Source organism: Diplocloster agilis, from assembly GCF_019042275.1.
In the GTDB taxonomy this organism is placed as follows: domain Bacteria; phylum Bacillota; class Clostridia; order Lachnospirales; family Lachnospiraceae; genus Diplocloster; species Diplocloster agilis.
Map to the genome: position 1 here is coordinate 218,293 of NZ_JAHQCW010000002.1, position 21,178 is coordinate 239,470.

At 48.4% G+C, this 21,178-nt stretch carries 19 protein-coding genes; 6 read left to right on the forward strand and 13 right to left on the reverse strand.

Translation table 11 applies throughout. The features are described 5' to 3' along the window. Positions 1-44: 44 nt before the first annotated feature. The 7 genes from KTH89_RS02400 to KTH89_RS02430 all read right to left on the reverse strand — a co-directional run bounded on the left by KTH89_RS02400 (position 45) and on the right by KTH89_RS02430 (position 9,085). Entirely contained in the window at positions 45-1,046 is a 1,002-nt protein-coding gene (locus KTH89_RS02400) for a LacI family DNA-binding transcriptional regulator (protein WP_238720478.1), read from the reverse strand. A gap of 114 nt (positions 1,047-1,160) precedes the next feature. After that, positions 1,161-2,210: a substrate-binding domain-containing protein gene (locus tag KTH89_RS02405; RefSeq protein ID WP_238720479.1), complete on the reverse strand. Its 1,050-nt coding sequence runs from the start codon at positions 2,208-2,210 to the stop codon at positions 1,161-1,163. Between the two features lie 28 nt (positions 2,211-2,238). After that, positions 2,239-3,423: a M24 family metallopeptidase gene (locus tag KTH89_RS02410; RefSeq protein WP_238720480.1), complete on the reverse strand. Its 1,185-nt coding sequence runs from the start codon at positions 3,421-3,423 to the stop codon at positions 2,239-2,241. A gap of 676 nt (positions 3,424-4,099) precedes the next feature. Continuing rightward, the gene (locus KTH89_RS02415) at positions 4,100-5,008 is read right to left on the reverse strand and encodes a S8 family peptidase (RefSeq protein WP_158344318.1); all 909 of its coding nucleotides are present in this window, start codon (positions 5,006-5,008) and stop codon (positions 4,100-4,102) included. Between the two features lie 59 nt (positions 5,009-5,067). After that, complete coding sequence (locus tag KTH89_RS02420; RefSeq protein ID WP_238720481.1) at positions 5,068-7,632, reverse strand: ABC transporter permease; 2,565 nt, start codon at positions 7,630-7,632, stop codon at positions 5,068-5,070. Between the two features lie 12 nt (positions 7,633-7,644). Beyond that, positions 7,645-8,313, reverse strand: coding sequence for an ABC transporter ATP-binding protein (locus tag KTH89_RS02425; protein WP_238720482.1), 669 nt, complete (start codon positions 8,311-8,313; stop codon positions 7,645-7,647). 286 nt (positions 8,314-8,599) lie between these two features. Then, positions 8,600-9,085 (reverse strand): hypothetical protein, encoded by a 486-nt coding sequence (locus KTH89_RS02430; RefSeq protein WP_238720483.1) that lies wholly within the window; start codon positions 9,083-9,085, stop codon positions 8,600-8,602. 163 nt (positions 9,086-9,248) lie between these two features. Here KTH89_RS02430 and KTH89_RS02435 point away from each other — a divergent pair, with 163 nt between their 5' ends. The 5 genes from KTH89_RS02435 to KTH89_RS02455 all read left to right on the forward strand — a co-directional run bounded on the left by KTH89_RS02435 (position 9,249) and on the right by KTH89_RS02455 (position 13,774). Beyond that, the gene (locus KTH89_RS02435) at positions 9,249-9,923 is read left to right on the forward strand and encodes a response regulator transcription factor (protein ID WP_238720484.1); all 675 of its coding nucleotides are present in this window, start codon (positions 9,249-9,251) and stop codon (positions 9,921-9,923) included. Beyond that, positions 9,911-11,092 (forward strand): HAMP domain-containing sensor histidine kinase, encoded by a 1,182-nt coding sequence (locus KTH89_RS02440; protein WP_238720485.1) that lies wholly within the window; start codon positions 9,911-9,913, stop codon positions 11,090-11,092. Before KTH89_RS02435 ends, KTH89_RS02440 begins: the two co-directional genes overlap by 13 nt. A gap of 86 nt (positions 11,093-11,178) precedes the next feature. Continuing rightward, on the forward strand, positions 11,179-12,243 hold the full coding sequence (locus tag KTH89_RS02445) for an ABC transporter permease subunit (RefSeq protein ID WP_238720486.1): 1,065 nt from the start codon (positions 11,179-11,181) through the stop codon (positions 12,241-12,243). Beyond that, positions 12,243-12,893, forward strand: a complete 651-nt coding sequence (locus KTH89_RS02450; protein ID WP_238720487.1) for a hypothetical protein — start codon at positions 12,243-12,245, stop codon at positions 12,891-12,893. Before KTH89_RS02445 ends, KTH89_RS02450 begins: the two co-directional genes overlap by 1 nt. A gap of 5 nt (positions 12,894-12,898) precedes the next feature. Further along, positions 12,899-13,774, forward strand: a complete 876-nt coding sequence (locus tag KTH89_RS02455; RefSeq protein WP_238720488.1) for an ATP-binding cassette domain-containing protein — start codon at positions 12,899-12,901, stop codon at positions 13,772-13,774. Here KTH89_RS02455 and KTH89_RS02460 read toward each other — a convergent pair. From KTH89_RS02460 to KTH89_RS02485, 6 genes are read right to left on the reverse strand one after another with little or no spacing between them, the layout of a single operon-like run. After that, positions 13,768-15,741 carry an FtsX-like permease family protein gene (locus KTH89_RS02460; RefSeq protein ID WP_238720489.1) on the reverse strand — a complete coding sequence of 658 codons (1,974 nt, stop codon included), beginning with the start codon at positions 15,739-15,741 and terminating at the stop codon, positions 13,768-13,770. The genes KTH89_RS02455 and KTH89_RS02460 overlap by 7 nt on opposite strands. After that, positions 15,725-16,420 carry an ABC transporter ATP-binding protein gene (locus KTH89_RS02465; RefSeq protein ID WP_158344311.1) on the reverse strand — a complete coding sequence of 232 codons (696 nt, stop codon included), beginning with the start codon at positions 16,418-16,420 and terminating at the stop codon, positions 15,725-15,727. The genes KTH89_RS02460 and KTH89_RS02465 overlap by 17 nt, the downstream gene beginning before the upstream one ends. Before the next feature lie 41 nt (positions 16,421-16,461). Next, positions 16,462-17,397 (reverse strand): sensor histidine kinase, encoded by a 936-nt coding sequence (locus KTH89_RS02470; protein WP_238720490.1) that lies wholly within the window; start codon positions 17,395-17,397, stop codon positions 16,462-16,464. Further along, positions 17,394-18,086, reverse strand: a complete 693-nt coding sequence (locus KTH89_RS02475; RefSeq protein WP_238720491.1) for a response regulator transcription factor — start codon at positions 18,084-18,086, stop codon at positions 17,394-17,396. Before KTH89_RS02475 ends, KTH89_RS02470 begins: the two co-directional genes overlap by 4 nt. A gap of 22 nt (positions 18,087-18,108) precedes the next feature. Then, a complete protein-coding gene (locus KTH89_RS02480; protein ID WP_238720492.1) occupies positions 18,109-19,080 on the reverse strand; it encodes an MraY family glycosyltransferase in 972 nt (323 codons plus the stop codon). Between the two features lie 35 nt (positions 19,081-19,115). Continuing rightward, a complete protein-coding gene (locus KTH89_RS02485) occupies positions 19,116-20,060 on the reverse strand; it encodes an NUDIX hydrolase N-terminal domain-containing protein (protein ID WP_238720493.1) in 945 nt (314 codons plus the stop codon). A gap of 366 nt (positions 20,061-20,426) precedes the next feature. Here KTH89_RS02485 and KTH89_RS02490 point away from each other — a divergent pair, with 366 nt between their 5' ends. Continuing rightward, positions 20,427-20,663, forward strand: a complete 237-nt coding sequence (locus tag KTH89_RS02490) for a chorion class high-cysteine HCB protein 13 (RefSeq protein ID WP_238720494.1) — start codon at positions 20,427-20,429, stop codon at positions 20,661-20,663. The last annotated feature ends 515 nt before the right edge of the window (positions 20,664-21,178 follow it).

Sequence of the window (21,178 nt, forward strand, 5' to 3'; positions counted from 1 at the left end):
TCCCCTCTCATCCACTCAATTTTCCCCCCGTGCAATCCCCGCCGTCAGGTTGAGGACCGCACGATCAGTTCTGATTTCATAACCACCGATTGCCCCACATAGTTCGCATCGTCTTTGTCCGCGATCCTGCGCAGTAAAAGCTGAGCCGCCGTCCTGGCCAGCTCCAGTACCGGCTGGCGCACTGTGGTCAGCGACGGGGTCACCATCTTCGCCACCATAATATCGTCGTAACCTACTAACGCCACATCCTGGGGAACCTTATAATTGTGCTCGATCAGATACCGCAGGGCACCCATGGCCATGTAGTCATTGGCGCAAAACACCGCTGTGGGCGGTTCCTTAAGTTCCATCAGCTGCTCCATTCCCGCATATCCGCCTTCTAATTTATAATTTCCCTGTACCACATACTCAAATGGCACCTGAATCCCGTGTTCCCGCAAACACTCCTGATAGGAATCGTACCGTTCCATGGCCATGGCCGAGATCACCGGCCCCTGTATATGGGCGATCCTCGAATGCCCTTTTTGGATCAGGTGGCGTACCGCCTCGTAGGCGCCTACCCGGTTGTCTATTTTTACGGAATCCAGATTGGTGTTTCCGGCGTCCCTCTCCAACAATACCATCGGGATATCGGACTGAAGCTTCTCAATATGGGAACTGGGCATGTTCATACCGATCAGGATCACCCCGTCTATCTGTCTTTTTTCCAGCATTTTCAGGCATTCCAGCTCCATCTGAATATTGTTATCCGAGTTGCAGATCAAAAGGTTATAACCGGAGTTCTTAAGCTCCGTCTCCACGCCCCGCATCATCTCCAGGAAAAACAGGTTACTCATATCATTTACCACCAAACCGATCACATTGGTGGACTTCTGTTTTAAACTCCGGGCGATACTGTTGGGCTGATATTCCAGCTGCCGGATCGCCGATTCGATCCGTTCTTTCGTCTCATCTGTCATATGACCGGCATTCTGGCCGTTCAGATATCTGGATACGGATGTTTTCGAAACATTGGCCAGTCTGGCCACATCCAGGATGGTTGTCATATACAAATCCTCCTTCATTTCTCATTTAGGAAACCGTTCCCCTAAATGTTTAGAAAATGGTTCCCCTCGTTTTGGGGAACTATTTTCCTTCACTCTTTATGGAATCGCCTGCTTTTAACGTTTTTGGCAGGAATTCCGTTCAATCAGTTTCACTTCAATTTTCATTTTCAGGTTTCTTCCCTGTTCTTCCTCCATCTTATCGATCAGGCGGCCCACCGCCAGATCGGCCAGATCGCTCCACGGAACGCTCATGGTGGTCAATTCCGGCGTTACCAGATTTGCCACGACGATATTGTCAAATCCGACCACCGATACTTCGCCGGGCACATCGATTTTTAACTGCTGGAGGCATTTGATCGTTTCCACAGCCAATGTGTCGCTCTCCGTAAAGAAAGCGGTCGGCAGCTTCGCGCGTCTGCCCAGCTCTTCCATCAGGCACGTTTCGATCTCCTGTCCGTTATTATCCACCCGGATCATATAGGTCTTCTCAGGTTCGATCCCATTTTCCCGGAGCGTCGCCTCGTAACCGGCCCGCCGTTCCTTAAAATTCTCGCTGTCCACAGCGGAACAGATATAGCCGATCTTCGTATGGCCCAAACCGATCAGGTAGCGCACCGCTTCACAGGCCCCGGCAAAATTATCGAAAGACACACAATCCACGCTGATATCCCGAAAATAACGGTCGATGGCCACCACCGGTACCGGTACGTCGCAGATCATCTTCATTTCCTTTGAGGTGAGATCCGTAGCCAGTACGATGATGCCGCGTATCCGGTAAGTTTCAATGATTTCTTTTAACTTATCCTGAAAATCCTCCTGGATCTGGACGGATTTAAAAAACAGGTAGTGATGATATTCATTTATGCTCTTTTCTATTTCCTTCATAATCTCGTAAAAGGATAGGGACACGTTCCAGCTGTCCTCTTCCCCGAGATTGGACACCGGGCACAGGAGCATGATCAGTTTGGATTCCATCAGTGATCCGTCGCTTTCCATGCCGCCGGTTTTAACCAGTGCATTGGTGGTATAGCCTTCCGCTTTTACAATATCCAGTATCTTCTTCCTGGTCTCATCGCTGATCCCGGCTTTCCCATTCAATGCAAAAGACACCGCCGTCGTAGATACCCCTGCTTTCTTCGCGATATCTTTAATTTTCAGTTTCATGAAAAATCTCCTGTCTATCTGCTAATTTCTATAGTGATTCCTTTTTATAGTTCACATCGCAGGAACACAGGGCTTCGCACCCGTCTTCGGTCACCAGATAGCCGTTTTCCAGTCTCATTCCGCCCCAGTCATTCAGGAACATGGGGATGTCAATGGAGAATACCATGTTCTTTTGAAGGGTCAGATCCAGTTTGGAGGACAGGATCGGCGGTTCGAATTCAATCGTACCGGTGCTGTGGATGCCGGAATAAGCAAAATGGCTTCCCATACCGGCCTCCTCTATGTATTTCCTGGAAACCGCATCCATCTCCCGTGCCGTCACGCCCGGGCGGAGCATCTTCCTGGTCTCTTCCTGCGCATACATGACTAACTCAATATAACGCTTGATATCATCGGCCGGCGTTCCCAGCACAAAGGGACGGCCAATCGCGCCATGATAGCCTTCATATCGGGGAGCGATCGTGGCAACCACCAGATCTCCCTTTTCAATCCTCCGGAACGTAGTCCTGGACAGGATCGGTGAAGTGTTCTCCGGGCCGGAATTGACCATCATGGCGATTCCCATTCCTTCCGCGCCCATTTTCCGCATCACGTACTCCGCCTCAGCGGCGATCTCCCGCTCGGTAATCCCCTCCCGGATGCTTTCATATACTTTCTGCATTCCCGCCTCAGCGATCTGATAAGCATAGCGGATCACTTCGATCTCGTTTTCCGTCTTCACGGCCCGCAGCATGGACATAGAGGCATCCATATCCACCAGATGTTCTTCCCCGAACCGGCCGGTCAAGGTACGATACAAATCATAAGGAACAGCCGATTTGCCGGCGATCCCCACGTTTATAATCTTTCTTCCGGAGCTTTCTTCCAGTTCCCGGATCACAGAATCCAGATGGGTAACCTGACAGTACGGATACTCTTCATCCGGATGCAGAAATTCCCAAATGGCTTTCACATTCCTGCATTTCGAAGAAAGAAGTGCGAATTCCACCGATTCGGCTCCCGTTATAATGCAGGGCTCTCCCACAGCCGGCACCAGCACAAATGCGGCCTCAAACTGGGGTTCGTAATCCACCAGCCATCTGGAATATGCCTGTCCGTAAACATAGCGGTCATCCGCGTAAGCTGCCACCAGATCCACCTTCTGCTCTTCCATCAACGCCTGAACCTTTTTCCATCTGTCTGCAAATTCCTGTTCTCTGATTACCGGTCTCATCCTTCTATTCTCCTTTTTCGTCCATGTGCTCATGTGTTTTCTAAATTTCTTTAGTTTAATTTTAGCATCATTTTAGAAAAAGTCAAGAGAAAAACTAAAATATTTTTGTCATCCTTCCGATTTTCTTTTAATTTCATTGTTAATTCCTTGATGAATCAGCTATATTTTTTCATATATTTGCTATTTTATTAACATTTTGCACAATTTAGTCTGGAATCTTGAATTTTAATGAAATTACAAAGTAAGTTTCTTTTTGTTATTTAACTAAAATATTTTAGTTATTCCGTTTCCTATTCGTAGAAAACCGGAAATTTCTGCGGTAACCGATTCCCGGCATTCCTGCTATCCATATTCCATCGGGAATGCTTTCGAGACAACGTGCAATCCAAACCATACTGCCAAGTCATCACCCCTTTCCAGACGATTCTGATTTTTATTTACTCCAGGCTTCTGATCCGGAGTCCGCATAGCATCTGTCCCGTTTGGATGTCATAATTTAAGTCATATCCTCATTTTAAGGGATTCCCCTGTAATTGGCAAACAGAAGTTTAAAATTGCCGCTTTTGGGCCAGGCGCAGAGAAACCGCAGGCCTGCGTTCCCTGCTATATCCCGGGAATGCCGGCCTGCGGTTCTTCTGCCTAATCGGGCCGGCAGTACCGGCTTCGTACCGCTTCCCTAGATTTGTAACAACCGGTCCACCTGGATCAGACCCCACCCCTGCTGCTCTCTGGCCAGCCCCAGATCCTCCGAATATTCCCGCAGACGAAGCTTTACCTCTACATTGGTCATATCCGGGTATTTGGAGAGCAGCAGCGCTATACAGCCCGAAACCACCGGGGTAGCCATGGAAGTACCGCTTTTGGAAGAATAAAACGGCCGCCCGCGCCGGACACAGGCGGCATTACAGGACACGATATTCGATCCGGGCGCCACCACATCCGGTTTTTTTACGCAGGACATAGTCGGTCCGCGTCCGGAATAATTATAGCGCCGGTTTCCGAACACATCCACATACTGCTGATCGTCGGATGAGCCGATGGTGATCACCTTCCGGCTGATACCGGGCGTCGTGATGCTCTGGGGCTTGGGCCCGTTGTTCCCGGCCGCCACGCATACGACCAGCCCGTTGTCCCAGGCCCGGTCCACTCCCCTGACCAGCGCGGATTCCTCGCCGGTCCCCTCTTTTGGTTTGGTACCTACAGATATATTAATAATACGGATATTATACTCTTCTTTATGGGCAATCACCCAGTCCAGGGCCGTCAGCACATCCTTGGAATTACCATTTCCCTTATGATCCAGCACTTTGATGGAGATCAGCTGGCATTCCGGGGCAATTCCCATATATCTTCCCTTGGAAGCCTGACCGCTGCCGCCGATGATGCCGGCTACATGGGTACCGTGGCCGTTGTCATCATAGGGTCTTGTCTTTTGATGCAGAACATCATAAAAACCCATAATCCGGCCCTGCAGATCCGGATGCGGATTGACACCCGTATCCAGGATCGCAACGCCGATTCCCTGTCCCAGAATGTGCTGCTTGTATGCGCTTTCACATCCCAGCAAATTTCTGACTCGATTCACAAGATAATTTCCTCTTGATTCTTTTCTATTACAATATTCAGATCAAGGGAAAAAGTTCTTTATTCCGCTGCCCGCAGCCGGTCCACCAGGCTGATCTTTTCGATATTTCTAAAGCAGAGGCAGGGAACGATTACCGCGAACAGCAGCAGCACCGGCGTACACACAACCAGAGGCAGGATGGTGAACCGGAACGTACTGCTCCAATCAGAGGCTACCAGCATCCGCACTCCGATACCCACAGCCAGCGTACCGGTCAGGTAAGAGGCGGCCAGGGTCAGCACCGCGTAATAAAGCCCTTCAAATATCAACATGTTCCGAAGCTGTCTCGTCGTCATACCGACACTCTGGATCATAGCAAATTCTTTCTTTCTGGATACGATAGCGGTTACCATGGAATTGATAAAATTCAAAATACCGACAAATGCAATAATGATGCTGACCGCCATTCCGGTAATAACCGTGGACATGGTCTCCGACCGGTACTGTTCGGCCATGGTAGCTTTGGATAGGATCGAAAGATTTTTATCATGATTCTTCCGGTAGTCTTCCAGGAATTTTTCCGCATCGGCCTGATTTTCTTCCGCCACCTGAAAGAAATATTTGCATCGGCTGCTGTCCGGGAATATTTGGAGAAAGGACTCTGCCGGGAGGAAAAAGTCCATACAGTAGGCCGCGTCTTCCCCATTCCTTCCTTCGATTCCAGCCGGATACAGCGGGTCAATGACCGCCATCACCTCATATTCCTTTCCATTCAGCGTAAGCTTGCTGCCAACCTGATAAGTGGGCTGCGTTTCCTTTTTGTTCTGTGTATCATAACCGCCCGCGATCACATAATTACCGCTCTGAAACTTCTCAGCGTCAAATGCGCCCTCCAATACATAGGCATCTTCCGTGAGCATTTCCGGCAGAAAGCCGTCGATTCCGAAGACTAAAGCCTTTACTTTCTTTTGTCTTTTCGCCTCATCATAATTTTCGATCCAGTATGGATCATACTGCATGGCCTCATAGCGCTGCCGGTTGTCACGCTCAAAGAATGTTTCCATCCGGTCCAGTACCTCCGGGGTCAGATCCAGATCCGTCTTCTGCGCATAGAGTGACGCCGTATCCTGCAGGCCTTTCAGCTGGTTGATCCGGCCGATCAGCTGGTCGGACAGTGTCAGTCCGTATGGGTTAAAGGTTCCGGATGTACTGCTTAAAGAAAGATCCATCACCGTAAAATCACTGATTGCCTGGCTTCTCATATATTTATCCAGATCAAAGCTTTTGTTTTTTGCGTATACACAGCTAAGCAGCACCATACCAAGGGTCAGGGAGCAGATGACCGTAGCCGTACGTTTTTTATTTCTGCCCAGGTTCGAAAGCGCCATGCGGGATATCGAAGCCCCTTTTTTCGTCTTTCTGGTTTCCGGTCCATGGACAAGGACATCGGAATATTTCAGGGCTTCCACCGGAGAGATCTTTCCCGCTGCTTTTGCAGGTTTTCGACAGGAGATCCGAACCGTCACCCAGGCAAATATAGCCGCTCCCAGAAAGATCACAGGACTTGCGGATACAAACGGGCGTTCACTTAAGATCAGAACCGGTACCAGAAGGCTCCCAAGGCCATAGCCGATCAAAAGCCCTGCCGGTATTCCCCACAGGCACAATCTGCCTGCCTGGGCATACAACAATTTTCGTATCTGTTTTCCTGTGGTTCCCAGTGTTTTGAGTTTCCCGTAAAACTGAATGTCATTGACTACGGAGATCTGGAAAATATTGTAGATAATCAGATATCCGCTGACAAATACCAGGATCATGCCGAGCAGCATAGGAATCAGATCCGAGATCCCGGCATATTTTATCTGCGGGTCGTAGGCCCAGTTGACTCCGTATGAAAGTTCCGGAACATTCAGATCAGTTAGTATCTGCTGGGCGGTCTCTTCCAGATTCGATTCCTGTTTTACCATAACACTTAGCATGTGGGTTCCTCCCACCTGGTTTTTCGCAATCTGTCCGGCTATATCCGTTCCGTCATATTTCTCCGCCGCAAACTGTTTGGATACAAATGCCATGCCGGCTAAAGAAGACGCATTTCCTTCCCAATATCCGCAGAGTACAAACTCCTGCCCGGTAAGCGCTTCGCTGTTCAGATCATCCCGCCAGTGAAGCGTAATCTTCTGTCCCAGTTCATAGGGAAGTCCCAGCGCGTCCAGAACAGCGGTGTCCAGCGCGATATCATATTTCCCGATGGGCATGGCGCCGGTTGTCGGATAGGCATAGGAGTATGCCGCATAGGTATCGTCCGCATAGCGGATCTCCACCTGGCGGTTTTTCAGTCCCTCGTCCTCAGCGATACCGATGACAATACTTTCTCCCCAGCCGGTAATCTCCGGGTGGGTTTTCAGAAGCTCCGCCTGCTCCCCGGTCAGATACTTAAAAGACATATGGCTATAGGTACCGGCCTGCCTGAAATTCATCTGTCTTAGATTTTCCATCATACTCTCTGAAAGCACAAACAGGGAGGTGAACATCACCGTAGTCAGGACAATCGCCAATATTGCCACCAGATTCCGGCTTCGGTTAGCGCGGTAGCTGGCTTTTGTCAATGTTTTTAACATGGGGGTGCGTTTTGTATTTTTTCTCATGATGGTCACCCCTTACTCGAAGATCCGGCCGTCTTCGATCCGGACGATCCTGTCAGTCAGTTCCGCGATGTCGTTGTTGTGGGTAATCATCACAATGGTCTGGTGGAATTCTTTTCCGGTCATTTTCAGAAGTCCGATCACGTCGTCACTGGTTCTGCTGTCCAGATTTCCGGTCGGCTCGTCGGCCAGTACAATGGAAGGTTTTGAGGCCAGCGCCCGTGCGATGGCCACCCGCTGCTGCTGTCCGCCAGACAGGTGATTCGGCATATGGTACAGCTTCTCATTTAATCCTAACAACGTCACTATACGACCGATAAAAGCCTCATCCGGTTCTCTCCCATCCATAGATAACGGAAATACGATATTTTCCCATACATTCAGAACCGGAATCAGATTGTAATTCTGAAAAATAAAACCGATCTGCTTTCTCCGGAATATGGTAAGCTGTTCCTCGTTAAGGCCGGTCAGCTCCGTTCCTCCAACGATTACGCTGCCGTTACTTGGATGGTCCAGACCGCCCAGCATGTTTAAAAGCGTCGATTTACCGCTTCCGGAGGTTCCGACGACAGCAGTAAAGCTTCCTGCCTCAATGGACAGGTCAATGCCATCCAAGGCTTTTACCGTCGTTTCACCGGTTCCATAATATTTTTTCAGATTCTTTGTCTGTAAGATCGTTTCCATTTCGTGTCTCTCCTCTTCTCTGTTTTTCTGTATAAGAGGATTGTAATGGAAGATCGTTACGGAATAGGTACGAAAAAGGTACACTTTTGTAACTTTTGGAAAATGTTTTTTACCGCTTTTTAAATCAGGAAATGATCGTTAAGAAAAATCAGATGAATGGAATTAATAATTAAAATGAGATGGAATATTTCTAAGATTCATAAATACTACCCACAGACACGAAAAAGAACAGCCCCTATTGCAATGCAAAATGGCATACCTTCCAGCATCAGTATTGAATTCAGGTTTATACCAAGCCTGCCACTTTCTGCAGATTCTTAAGTTCCCCGTCTAAACGGTTTACTCTCAGGTGATACAATGTGTTTAACTGTGAAGACTTCAGGGCTTCATCCAGTTTCCGGTCGAGATTCAAGTGAGATTCGGCTATAATCTGGATATTTCTATTGGTTTCATTCTCTAATATAATTTCCAGTTTATCGATTTTTACCTCAACCTTGTCCATGCGCTGAGTCAGTACTTTCGTGGTTTCTTCTACATTGCATAAACGGCAATCCATCGTTTCTATAGTTTCTTCCACTTTACACAGACGAGCACCCATCGTTTCTACAGCTTCTTCCACTTTATACAGACGGGCATCCATCGTTTCTACAGCTTCTTCCACTTTATACAGACGGGCATCCATCGTTTTCATGGTCTCTTCCACTCTGCACAGCCGGTCATCCATCACATTGATTTTTCCCAGTATCAAATCCAGTTTTTGACTATCTGTCATGTCACATCCTCCTTTCTTTTCTATTTTGCCGGTACCTGTTTTTATTATCCGACCCCCCTTTTAAAAAGTCAAATAAAATTTATATAAAATCACAAGGCAAAATGAAGCGCATTGTTTTTTTGTTAGAATTTATATGGTAGTATATCATTCAGAGGTGATAAAAATGTCTTATAAGCTATTAATCGTAGATGACGATACCGAATTGTTAGAGATGCTCAAAAGTTTCTTTGAAATAAAGCGCTACTCTGTAATTACAGCAGAAAACGGAGGGGATGCCTTGAACAAGATCAAATGCAATCCCGACATTATATTGTTGGATATCAATATGCCGAAAATAGACGGCCTGGAAGTATGCCGCCGGATTCGGGATAAAATATCATGTCCGATTATTTTCCTGACTGCAAAGGCCGAGGAGCAAGACCGGGTCAATGGGTTATTATCCGGAGGGGATGATTATATTCTAAAGCCTTTCAGTCTGAAAGAGTTGGATGCCAGAATCATCGCACATTTGAAAAGGGAAGAACGACACAAGTCCAAATCCGTATATCGTTTACAAGGGGAATTATCGATTGATTATACAAAGAAAAAAGTCCAGGTAGGAAATAACAGCCTGGAATTGACAAAGCTGGAATATGAGATTATACAGTTCCTGTCCATGAACCCGGGGCAGGTTTTTGACCGGGAACAAATTTATGAAAAGCTGTGTGGTTACGACGCCGAGGGCAGCAGCCGGGTTATAACGGAATTAATCAGAAGAATTCGAAATAAGATAGCAAAGTACACGCCGGAAGAGTTTATAGAAACGGTCTGGGGGATGGGCTACCGATGGAAAAAATAAAAAATTTATCTTTGAGAAAAACCATTATTCTGTATACTGTAGCCAGCTTGGTCTGTACATTTCTTCTTTCGGCTGTAATCTTTAAAACCGCAGAGCACACGCAAAAACAGATTTTTTGGAAATATGCGGATGAAGAAGCCTATTTTGAGATAGAAGAAAAGGAAGGGCTTCATTATAGCGTAAATATCCAACGGCCTGATTCCCAAATCATGACGCAGACGGATCTTTTCTTGTATGAACTCTGCGATTTTTTACAGACATATACCATTCTTATTTTGTCTGTGACCGGATGCTGCTGCGCGGTATTGTTCTTTTATAAAAGCAAACTAAAAAAACCGCTTCAGGAACTGGAACGGGCCTCCAAAAATATAAGTGAAAATAATTTGGATTTTCAAATCACTTATAAAAACAAGGATGAAATGGGCCACCTGTGTCATGAATTTGAGCGAATGAGGGAACAGCTTACCAAAAACAATCAGAAATTATGGAGAATGATCGAGGAGGAAAAAACTCTGCGCGCGGCAATTGCGCATGATATTCGTTCTCCGTTGGCGATTATGAAGGGCTATCAGGAAATGCTCATCGAATATCTGCCGGATGAAACGATAGACATGGACAAAGCGGTTCACATGCTGACTGCAGGCATGGCGCAGATTGAGCGGATGGATCATTTTGTGGAGACTATGCAAAAATTAAGCAGCCTTGAAAATAGGGAGCTGTCTCGCGAAGAGATCACTGCCAGGCAGTTGGCAGCGGATATGCAAGCGGAGCTTACTGTATTCGAAAAAGCGTCTGCAAAGCAGTGCGTCCTGCAGGCTCCTGAGACAGAAGAAGTATTTTTCGGGGACAAAGCCGTCATTTTGGAAGTTACGGAAAACCTGTTGTCCAATGCCCTGCGTTACGCAAAGGAAAAGGTACACATCTGTATACAGCTGACCGCTTTGGAATTGAAAATCCGTGTTCATGATGATGGTAACGGATTTGGAGAAAATGCGGAGGAAATGACAAAGGCATTCCGGCAGCAGAATGCGAAAGACAGCCTGAATCATACGGGATTGGGTATGTACATCAGCAGGCTGTATTGTGAAAAACACGGAGGGCATCTGCTGTTGGAAAATAATGAGAATAACGGGGCAAGCGTAACAGCCGTATTCAGCCGGATTGTGTAAACAGTCCGGTTATTTTTCTGTCATTGTCTTTTTGTTGTTATTTACCCGTTAAAATAATAGCATCAAGATAAGCGAGGAAGAAAGAAATGCTGGCAATTCTGAAAAGAGAAGTAAAAAACTATCTGAAAAGGCCCTTGTTTTGGATAGGCACGGCAATTGTTATTTTGGGAGTATTTCAAGCCCTAAGCCCGTATCTAAGTATCCACTACCTAAAGCCGGATGAGAAAATAGTCAATGATTATCCGGAGGCGGTAAGGGAAGGGGAAGTCTATGAGGGCTATGTGCCATCGAGCGAAGAACAAAAACGGGAAATTTGGGAGAAAGACATCGAGCGCACATTGATTTCCGAATTTAAAATCGATAAGGAAAAAGCTGCAAACCTCATAAATGAGATGAAAGATAAGAATGTGGCGCAAGCCTGTGAATATCTGGAAAAGGAATATCATTATAAAGGGGCAATCGCTTCTTACGAAAACGCCGCATATTATAAGGGGACAAACGGTGAAATCAATCTCTACCTGAAACAAAAACTGGAAGATAAGCCGTTTTCTTATTACTTTTCAAGAAAATTCGCTGATTTTACAGGTTTGTTTATGGGATTTTTTGCAACGCTGCTGCTATCCGTGTTATTCATGCAGGATACGAGAAAGAACACCTATGAACTCCTTCATACCAAACCGATCCGGGCCGGCACGTATATCCTGGGAAAGATCGCCGGCGGTTTTTCAGTTTGCCTGCTTGTATTAGCCGTTCTGAATGTAGTATTCTGGACTCTTTGCTGCGCCTACACAAAGAGCAGCGGATTTGAAGTTCACTTATCGGACTTTATCGCAGCCACCTGCCTTTATGTTTTGCCGAATATGCTGATGATTCTGTCCGTCCATGGGTTTCTTGCCCTGTTGTTCAAAAACCCTCTTCCGGCAGTGCCGCTTTTGATTCTATACATGGTATATTCGAATATGGGAGGCCGGAACGCAGATGGCGTGTATGGATATTACGGCAGGCCGCTTGCCATCATGGTACGCTTTCCCGGACAGCTATTTGATACCGCCCCGCCTCCGATGGCGCTTTTGAACCAGAGCTTCCTGATATTATCCTCCATCGTTATCATTTTTATTTCCATACAGCTGTGGGAAAGGAGGCGGATATAATGGCAAAGGAAATAAAAATCTCTTTACCGTTATATAAAATTGGCTATGCCGTATTTTTCGTAGTGATTTTAAGCTTGATTCGGGGTGTAACCGCTACCTATGAAATAGGCATTGCATTAGAGACACCTATGGCACTGCTTGCTGCAGCGTTTTGTGCAGATACCTATACACAGGAAATCGCCAGCAAAAGATCCGAAATCCACCGGCTATATCCCATAAAAAAAAGAAAACGGTCTTTGATAAGCAGGATGTTTGTACAGGAAATATTTCTGTTTTTACTTACGGCAGCCGGTTATGGATTGTTTTTTGCCTTTCAAAAGCCGATGGGATATACGGCGGGTGAAACGGAACAATATTTTGTGTTCCTTTTTGCCGCTGCGGCTACGCTTCTCTTCTGGGGTATGCTGTCCAATACGCTTGCTATGCTCTTTCGAAATATGTGGTTTGGCATCGGAGGCAGTCTGATCCTATGGCTCATCACAAATTCGACCTTGGGAGAGCACCTATTTGGTCCCTGGAATCTATTCTCCTATACCTTCAGAAATGTAGAAAACGGCGACTTAACCTGGATGCGCGGAAAAATAATCAGTATTTGCTTCAGCATCCTAATGATAGGCATTCTGCCGAACATCATAAAAAAGAGAGGATAACCGTTATGAGCGTTAAAATAGAAGATTTGACCGTAACATTTAGAAACGGCGTGACAGCCGTTAACCATGTGAATTTGAACATCACAAATGGCATCTACGGATTATTAGGCGAAAACGGAGCGGGAAAAACAACGCTGATGCGCGTATTGACCACTGTCTTAAAGCCTGCAAGCGGAAAGGTATCACTAGACGGTATCTTGTACCAGGAAGGCAATTATGAAAAAATACAGCGCAAAATAGGCTATCTTCCTCAGGAAATTGACTTATATTCCTCGTTGACCGTCCGGGAATGTCTGGAATATATGGGGGATTTATCCGGCATCGACAAAGAAATCTGCAGAAAACGAATCGATTATTACCTGGAAAAAACAAGCCTGGCGGCGCACCAGAAAAAGAAAATGAAGCAGCTCTCCGGTGGGATGAAACGCCGGGCCGGACTCGTCCAGGCGCTCTTAAACGAGCCGGACTTTTTGATTATCGATGAGCCCACCACAGGATTAGACCCTGAAGAACGTATCCACATCCGCAACCTCTTAGTTGATTTTTCAGAGAATCGAACCGTATTATTTTCCACCCATGTGGTGGAGGATTTGGCAACCACCTGCAGCCGGCTTGCTGTAATGAAAAAAGGCTCCTTTTTATATGCCGGTTCCGTCCGGGAGCTGATCGAGAAGGCGAACGGACATACATGGTTATGCAGTGTGGCGGACGAGCGGCAGGTCAGAGAATTAGAAAAACAGTATCCGATCACGTCAAAGCAATATTTGGACGGGACGCTGCAAGTCAAACTGCTCAGCGAAAGCAAGCCTCCGATCGGGTGTACCCAGACAAGTACCTCCTTAGAGGACGCCTATATCTACCTCATGAATCAAAATCAGTAGCGGAATGATTGTCTTTTCACCACCCGGTAACACAGTAAGGGAATCCCTGCTGAAACCGCCAGAAGAATCGGCGTGCAGGCCAGCAGCGGCCTTATGGAAAACCGGTATTGATAAGCCCAAAGGCTGCTGATTTTAGTTAAATACAGATACATTCCGGGGCCTGCCGCCAGCAAGGATAGCGGATATACCACCGCGAGCACCAGTCCTGTCACGCAGACGCCTTCCCAGAGCATGCTATATAGCAGCTGTTTATCCGACATTCCCAGTTTCAGGCAGGCAATGAATTCCTGGCTGCGGGATAAAATCCCCGCAGTCAGCGTATTCGCCAGATTAAAGATGCCGATCAGTCCAAAGGTCAGCGCCAACAAGGCTCCAACTGCCGCACCGGAGCGAATCTGACGGTCAAAGGTTTCTCTTAGCGCTGTCTTGGACCGGATATCTAAGAATGGATCCTTCGTATTCCGGTAGTCTGTAAGCCAGCGGTCCACTGCGGCGCGCTCCACTTCTTCCACATTCAGATAAAGCTCACAAATCCCCCTCTTCGGAAACAGTTGTCTGAAACTCTCCTCCGGAATAAACAGTCCCAGGGAAAAAGCGGATTCCGCGCTGTCATGATCCGTTCTTTGGTAGGCCGGAGCTTTCGACAGCGCCATAATTTCAAAGGTTCTTCCTCCGATTTCTACCCGTTCCCCGACATGATAATTCGGCTGTCCTCCCTCTCCATCCGCACCTTCCGCTATGGCGTAGCCGCCGGCCGCGAATTGTTCTGCGTCAAGAGTTCCGTCTATCAGCCGGTCCGGACCGGCCAGCAATTGTGTGTAGCCGCTGTCCACACCATAGACCAGACCGACGCAGGTATGACTCTTCCGCATATTTTCATAAGCCCTCGTCCAGTACTGATCTGCCTGCATTTCTTTTAAACGCCAGCCTCCCTCCGACTCAAAATAATTCGTCAGCCTGTTGTAAACACGATCCTCAAGGTTCAGCCAGACTTCCTGCTTATAAAGCGCTCCTCCCCGGCTGACCCCCGGCAGCGCTTCCGCCTGACGGACAAAAGACGGTTCCAGGTCACTGCTCACATAGGTGTCATTTCCACCGTCTCTCACCGCAGACAACGTATAATCCGAGAAAGCCACATGATGAAGATAGATCTCAGGATCCGCGCTGATATATTGGACATAGACGCAGCTCAGCAAAATAAAAGCCAGAGACAGCGAGGCAATCACAACCGCCGTTCTTCTCTTGCTGTGCGCCAGATGATATACCGCCATTCTCCTTGGCGTTATCCTTTTCTTCCTATAGGTTTCCTGTGACTGATCTCTGCGTCCCGGCAGTTCCATATAACGGGCGGCTGCCGTCGGTGACAGGCCGGACGTGATCCGGGCCGGCCGGAAGCCGGAAACCAAAACAGTCAGCGTGGTCAGCGCTCCTGCCGCGGCGATTCCCTTCAGGCTCAGGATCAGCCCGATCGGAATTTTCGAAAAGCTCAGGATTTCATGTTCAAAAAGCACCGCCCCGCCGATACCCAGGGCGGCCCCAAGCGGCACACCCAGTCCGCAGACGGCAAGCGCCAGCTCATACCAGATCGCCCGAATCTGTCTGGGCGTCATTCCCAGTGTTATCAGCTTCCCATAGAAACGAATATCCGCATCCACCCCGATACGGAAAATATTATAAATAATCAGAAAGCCGCAGCAAAACACCGGAATAAAACTCAGCACATAGGGAAGCAGTTCCGGCAGCTGGCTTACCAGCAGCTGCCGGTACATCTCTTCCGTTGCATGCATCTCGCTGATGCTATACTCATGGATACTGCCCACCAGGCTTTGTACCGTGACCGATAACACGGTAAAGAGGGCCATCGTCAAGGCTGCGCTTAAGACGGCCAGCAGATTTCTGCTCTTATGGAACCGGAATTCCCTCCTGGCCAGCCGCCGGCATACGGACAAGTTATTGTTCCGGAACATTTCCGTTTCCTCCTGCCGGTATGATTTTTCCGTCTTCGATGCGGATCAGCCTGTCCGCCGTCTGGGCAATATCCTCATTGTGCGTGATCATAACCAGGGTCTGACGGAAACGGTCCGACATGCTCCTGAGCAGTCCCATCACATCCTGGCTTGTCCTGCTGTCCAGATTCCCGGTAGGCTCGTCCGCCAGAACGATAGCAGGCTTTACAGCCAGGGCTCTGGCGATCGCCACTCTTTGCTGCTGGCCGCCGGAGAGCTCATGGGGAAACGCCCCAAGCCTGTCCTTTAGTTTCAGCAGTTCCACAATTTCACCGACCATCTTCGTGTCGATGCGGCTGTGATCCAGATCCAGAGGAAATACGATATTCTCATACACGTTCAGGGTAGGGATCAGATTATAATCCTGAAATATAAATCCCACCCTCCGCCTTCTGAATATGGCGCGCTGCTCCCGCGTCATGCCCGAGAGCTCCCTGCCTTCCACCAGGACGCTGCCCGAGGTCGGCGTATCCAGCGCGCCCAGCATGTTCAGCAATGTGGTTTTCCCGCTGCCGGAGGTTCCGACCACAGCGGTGAAACTGCTCTGTTCGATTTCCAGATCCACTCCATCCAGCGCGCGTACACAGTTCTTCGCATTCCCATAATATTTTGTAAGCTTCTTTGTTTGTATGATGGTCATTTTCGGTCCCTTTTCTAATCCTTTATATCCCGTCTCCTCATTCAGACATTTTCGGTTCCGTCTTGAACCGTGTTCAAAAGAAATACCGAGAAGGTGGTACCCTTTTCCGGTACGGACCGGACGCTGATGTATCCTTTTTGCATACTCAGTATTTCTCTGGCCAGATAGAGGCCTAATCCGACTCCCTCCTGTGAGGTTATCTCCGGTTCCCGGTAAAAGCGCTGAAAAATCTTATGATACCGGTCCTTCGCAATTCCTTTCCCATTATCGGCCACATCAATCCGGGTATAAAATTCCCCGGGCTTTACTTCAATCTTGATCAGGCCGCCCTCCCGGGTGTATTTTACCGCGTTATCCAACAGATTAAACAGCGCCTCCGCCGTCCACTTCGGGTCATGCCTGACATGGATATGGGGATCACAGTTTACCTGAATCCCGATGTGCTTTCGCTCCGCCTTTTCCCACGCTCCATTTAACGCTCTGGCTATGGTCTGGTATACGCTGGCGTCCTCAAGCGCCGCCGACAAAATCCCGGCTTCCAGCCGGGACATTTGAATCATGGACTGCATCAGAAAATCCAGTTTGTCGATCTGTCCCTCCATCAGCTTCAGAAAACTTTCCCTTTTCTCCTCGTTAAGCTCATGCTGCTGTAAAATACCATGGAACATCTTGATATTGGCGATCGGGGTCTTTACCTGATGGGAAATATCCGATACCATCTCCTGGATCTCCCTTTTCGTTTCGGTGATTTCCTCCCGCTCCGCCTTTACCTGCGAGGCGTACTGGTTTAACTTTCCCTGGACCTTGGCCTCCAGCGTATCCTCATAGGGTTCCCGGACCGCTTCCCGGGAAATCATACGGTCCAGAGCGCCGCAGATCGTATCGGTAAACCGGACGGCCTTTTGATGCAGGTAAATATTCCGGATCAGCAGCAGAACCACCGAAGCCGCCAGCAGAATCAGCATCATATCTTTCATAGGTTCACCCCTGTAAAGACGTAACCCATCCCGTAGATTGTCTTAATGTATTTGTGATCCGGGTCCTCGATCTTATTGCGAAGCCGCGTCATATTCACAGTCAAAGTATGTTCATCGATATAGTTTTCCGCACTGTCCCATAGTTTTTCCAGAAGCAGCTGTCTGGTCACCACATTCCCGGCATTGGCGGTCAGTATTTTCAGAATCTTATATTCATTCGGCGTAATCACCAGCTGTTCTCCGTTTTTTACTGCCGCCAGCGCTTCAAAATCAATTTTCAAATATCCGTCGGAGAAGCCGTTCTCATTCTTCGCAGGTTCCTGCTTCTGATTTCTTCTCAGCACCACTTCCAATTTCCGCCGAAGAATCTGAATATTAAATGGCTTGGTTATATAATCCTCCGCGCCCAGGTCAAAACCGGCCAGTATATCCTGCTCCATGTCACAGGCCGTTAAAAACACAACCGGAGTTTCGTATTTCTCCCTTATAATCCGGCACAGCTCCATACCGCTGCCATCCGGCAGATTCACATCCAGGATTACCAGATCAAAACGATCCGATTCCATCACCTGTACTGCCTGCCGGCAGTTGTAGGCCGCCATGGTAATATAGTGGTCCGTCTGCAGTTCAAAGCACAGTCCGGCGCTTAAGGCCAGATCATCTTCCACGATCAGTATTTTTTCCTTCATCTATATATCTCCATGCCCTCCGTCATGCCAGCAGTGAAACCATATAAACCACACCCACCGCGATCATAATCTGAATGATTGCAAACCGGTATACCGTCTGGGTATTTGACCAGCCCCACACCTTCCGGACATGATCGTGCAGCGGCGTTCTGACATTCGTCAGGATTTTTATTTTCAGAAAGCGGAGGAGAGAGACCTTTATAAGCCCCAGCCCTCCGTCCAGGATCAGTACCAGCGCCAGCAGCACATACAGGAAAGGGCTTCCCATCTTCAGCACCGCGATACTGATAAACAATCCCATAGCCCGGGACCCCGCATCTCCCATCATCAGCTTGCTGGGAGTGGCGTTAAACCACAGATATCCAAGCAGACAGATCACAAACAGAAGGATCAGATAATTATAATTTTCATCCGTCCCCTTCATCCGGTCCAGCACATAGATGGAAAGCAGGGTAACGATCGTCAGCGTTCCGGACAGACCATCCACCCCGTCCGAACAGTTGGTCACATTCACCGATACCCACACCAGTATTACAATGAGAACACCGAACACTACAGGCGGAACCGATACGGTAGTCTTAAACAACATCAAATCAACCGCGTTGCTGTTAAAATTCAGAAAGGTCACCGCCACCATTACCGCGATAATCAGGTCCAGCAGGCCTTTTTTATACTCTCCCCACGGCGCCTTCGAGCAGTCATCCAAAAATCCCGTCATCATCGCGGCTGCCACCAGGATCAGGTAGATCACCATTTCCCGCTCAATTCCGATAAACAATACCGCGGCAACCAGGAACACGAGAACAAATATAAACCCGGCCCCTCTTGGTTTTCCCGCGGACAGCTTGCCGTCGTGCGCATACTCCCTGCCCTGGTCCGTGGGCAGCAGCCCGCTGAATTTCTGAAGCAGAAAGCAGGTAGCCGCAAAAGCAAACACAATTCCGATAAAGGCGGCAAGCCGGATATCGATCTTATCTCCCAAATATGTAATCATCCTCTTACTCTCCCTTTCCCTTATAAATTTCTACGTCAATCGAAGACGGTTACCCAGCCCGGGTCCTGACTGGCCAGAAAGCATAACCGTATCTGCCCGGCGGTATTTTTATCTTCTGCCAGCTCCGGCAGCTCGTCCGGTCCGAAGAAGCGGCTTTCCTGGGTCTCTATATTTTCCTCAAACTGTCCATCCACGATTTCGCACTGCACAAAGGCTTTGAGGATACCGTAAGCATAGGGCGGCGTATTGTGAAGGTTCCGGTCCTGGACCGCGATCAGCCGGCTGGGAACCACGCAAAGCCCCGCCTCCTCTTTCACTTCCTTCACCGTATTGGTGCGGATGGACTGGTTCACATCCACCCATCCTCCCGGCATAGACCAGGTGCCGTCCCGCTCTTTCACCAGAAGAATCCTGCCGTCTTGGAAAATCGCCGCGCGGGTATCCATCTTCGGCGTCTGGAACCCCGTCTCATTGCAGAATACTTCTTTCACCTTTGTAAATGGAACTTCCGTCTGCGTACTAAGTATCTCCGCAGCAATTTCCCTGATCCTGGCAAACCTCTCCAGGTCAAACGGATCTTTGGAATAGGTAATCCCCGCCTGTCCGATGAACTGCAGTTCGATTGCCCAAGACAGCCACCGGTGTTTGTCTCTCTCCTGCGGTTCCGTATCCAGAAAATTCAGGATATCAAAGGGCTGTATAAAATAATAATCCGCTTTTGTATGACGCACCGAAGAACAGCCCCACAGCGCCAGGCCGAACTTTCTACCCGCTGTATGCGCGGCAGACGCATCCTCCGCCCGGCCGGATATGCAGAGAACCCGGCCAGGCTCTATCTCCCCGGGGATCTCCTTTTCCGAATAGACGGTCCGATACCCTTTCCTCTTCATCTCATCCAGAAGCTCACCCATCCGGTCATAAGGCTTGCCTCCCTCCTGCATTACACAGGCTTTATCCAAGCATATTATATCAATATTCATCTGTTCCTCCCTGCCTACTTTTTCCCCGCTCGTGTTTTAGTTTATCACAAAGCGTTCCCGGTGAAAACAGCCTTTTCAAAGTTTCCCGGTTTCGGATATTCCGATATCATTCCTTACCTTCTATATTCCTTACCTTCTATAATAAATAAAAATATTTTTTATCGCTATGAGAACTTGCGGCTGCTTTTGAGCCGCTTACGTGCGATGCATGAAAAATAGTCAACGAGGCTTTTTCGAACGCTGCTATTTTTATACCACCGAAGCTCACTACAATGGAATAAAAAATAATTTTAAAATTTATAAACATAATCAAGCCCACCTACATATTATGAAGTGTAAACAAAATATTTGTTGGAGGAACAAAACATGAGTGATTTAGCTGCTACAAACTGCGGATGTGGATGCGAAGGAAATGTAGGCTTCGGAGGCAATAGCTGCTGGTGGATCATCATCCTGCTTTGCTGCTGTGGCGGAATGGGCAATGGCGGTAGCTGCGGCGGTGGCTGCAACGGCGGCTTCGGCGGAGACTGCTGCTGGATTATCATCCTGTTACTCTTCTGCTGCGGCGGTAGCTGCGGTGGAAACAGCATCGGATGCTGCTAATCCGTAAATAAGAGTTTCGCCCGCGAAACTCTCCGTCTGCGGCGGGCCGCCCAAGCGGCCCCGCCGCAGTGCGGTTCCCCACCCGAGGGGATTTTATTCCATAGGCCTATGCTCCTATGAAATAAAAAGAAGAGGCTGAAAAAAGCAGCCTAACAACGAAGAGGGCTTACCGCCTCAGCAACACTGAGGCATAAGTCCTTTTCTTATTGTCTTATGTCTTCTGACCCTATTCCTGCATCTGCCCCTCCTTATCTGGTAAAAAAAGCTCTCTCCGAATACGCAATAGCAGGTTCTTCCACGGGTTTGGGCATGCGCGCTGCTTATGATTGGGGGCTGGGGATAGCTGAGGCATCCGGGAATGCCCCCGATGGCCGGGTTCTTTTGTGCCTCCCCGGGAGCGCATAGGGCGGCTGAGTCTCCGCTTAGTGGAATCGGAAAGCCGGGTTCAGGATGCACGGCGGACTTCACGTCCGACGGGCAAGAGCCTCTGAACCGGGAACACATCACGTGTTCCT

Bases quoted from the DNA above. Each gene is read 5' to 3' on its own strand.
- KTH89_RS02400 (WP_238720478.1), bottom strand. From the start codon at position 1,046: ATGACAACCATCCTGGATGTGGCCAGACTGGCCAATGTTTCGAAAACA.
- KTH89_RS02405 (WP_238720479.1), bottom strand. From the start codon at position 2,210: ATGAAACTGAAAATTAAAGATATCGCGAAGAAAGCAGGGGTATCTACG.
- KTH89_RS02410 (WP_238720480.1), bottom strand. From the start codon at position 3,423: ATGAGACCGGTAATCAGAGAACAGGAATTTGCAGACAGATGGAAAAAG.
- KTH89_RS02420 (WP_238720481.1), bottom strand. From the start codon at position 7,632: ATGAGAAAAAATACAAAACGCACCCCCATGTTAAAAACATTGACAAAA.
- KTH89_RS02425 (WP_238720482.1), bottom strand. From the start codon at position 8,313: ATGGAAACGATCTTACAGACAAAGAATCTGAAAAAATATTATGGAACC.
- KTH89_RS02430 (WP_238720483.1), bottom strand. From the start codon at position 9,085: ATGACAGATAGTCAAAAACTGGATTTGATACTGGGAAAAATCAATGTG.
- KTH89_RS02435 (WP_238720484.1), top strand. From the start codon at position 9,249: ATGTCTTATAAGCTATTAATCGTAGATGACGATACCGAATTGTTAGAG.
- KTH89_RS02440 (WP_238720485.1), top strand. From the start codon at position 9,911: ATGGAAAAAATAAAAAATTTATCTTTGAGAAAAACCATTATTCTGTAT.
- KTH89_RS02445 (WP_238720486.1), top strand. From the start codon at position 11,179: ATGCTGGCAATTCTGAAAAGAGAAGTAAAAAACTATCTGAAAAGGCCC.
- KTH89_RS02450 (WP_238720487.1), top strand. From the start codon at position 12,243: ATGGCAAAGGAAATAAAAATCTCTTTACCGTTATATAAAATTGGCTAT.
- KTH89_RS02455 (WP_238720488.1), top strand. From the start codon at position 12,899: ATGAGCGTTAAAATAGAAGATTTGACCGTAACATTTAGAAACGGCGTG.
- KTH89_RS02460 (WP_238720489.1), bottom strand. From the start codon at position 15,741: ATGTTCCGGAACAATAACTTGTCCGTATGCCGGCGGCTGGCCAGGAGG.
- KTH89_RS02465 (WP_158344311.1), bottom strand. From the start codon at position 16,420: ATGACCATCATACAAACAAAGAAGCTTACAAAATATTATGGGAATGCG.
- KTH89_RS02470 (WP_238720490.1), bottom strand. From the start codon at position 17,397: ATGAAAGATATGATGCTGATTCTGCTGGCGGCTTCGGTGGTTCTGCTG.
- KTH89_RS02475 (WP_238720491.1), bottom strand. From the start codon at position 18,086: ATGAAGGAAAAAATACTGATCGTGGAAGATGATCTGGCCTTAAGCGCC.
- KTH89_RS02480 (WP_238720492.1), bottom strand. From the start codon at position 19,080: ATGATTACATATTTGGGAGATAAGATCGATATCCGGCTTGCCGCCTTT.
- KTH89_RS02485 (WP_238720493.1), bottom strand. From the start codon at position 20,060: ATGAATATTGATATAATATGCTTGGATAAAGCCTGTGTAATGCAGGAG.
- KTH89_RS02490 (WP_238720494.1), top strand. From the start codon at position 20,427: ATGAGTGATTTAGCTGCTACAAACTGCGGATGTGGATGCGAAGGAAAT.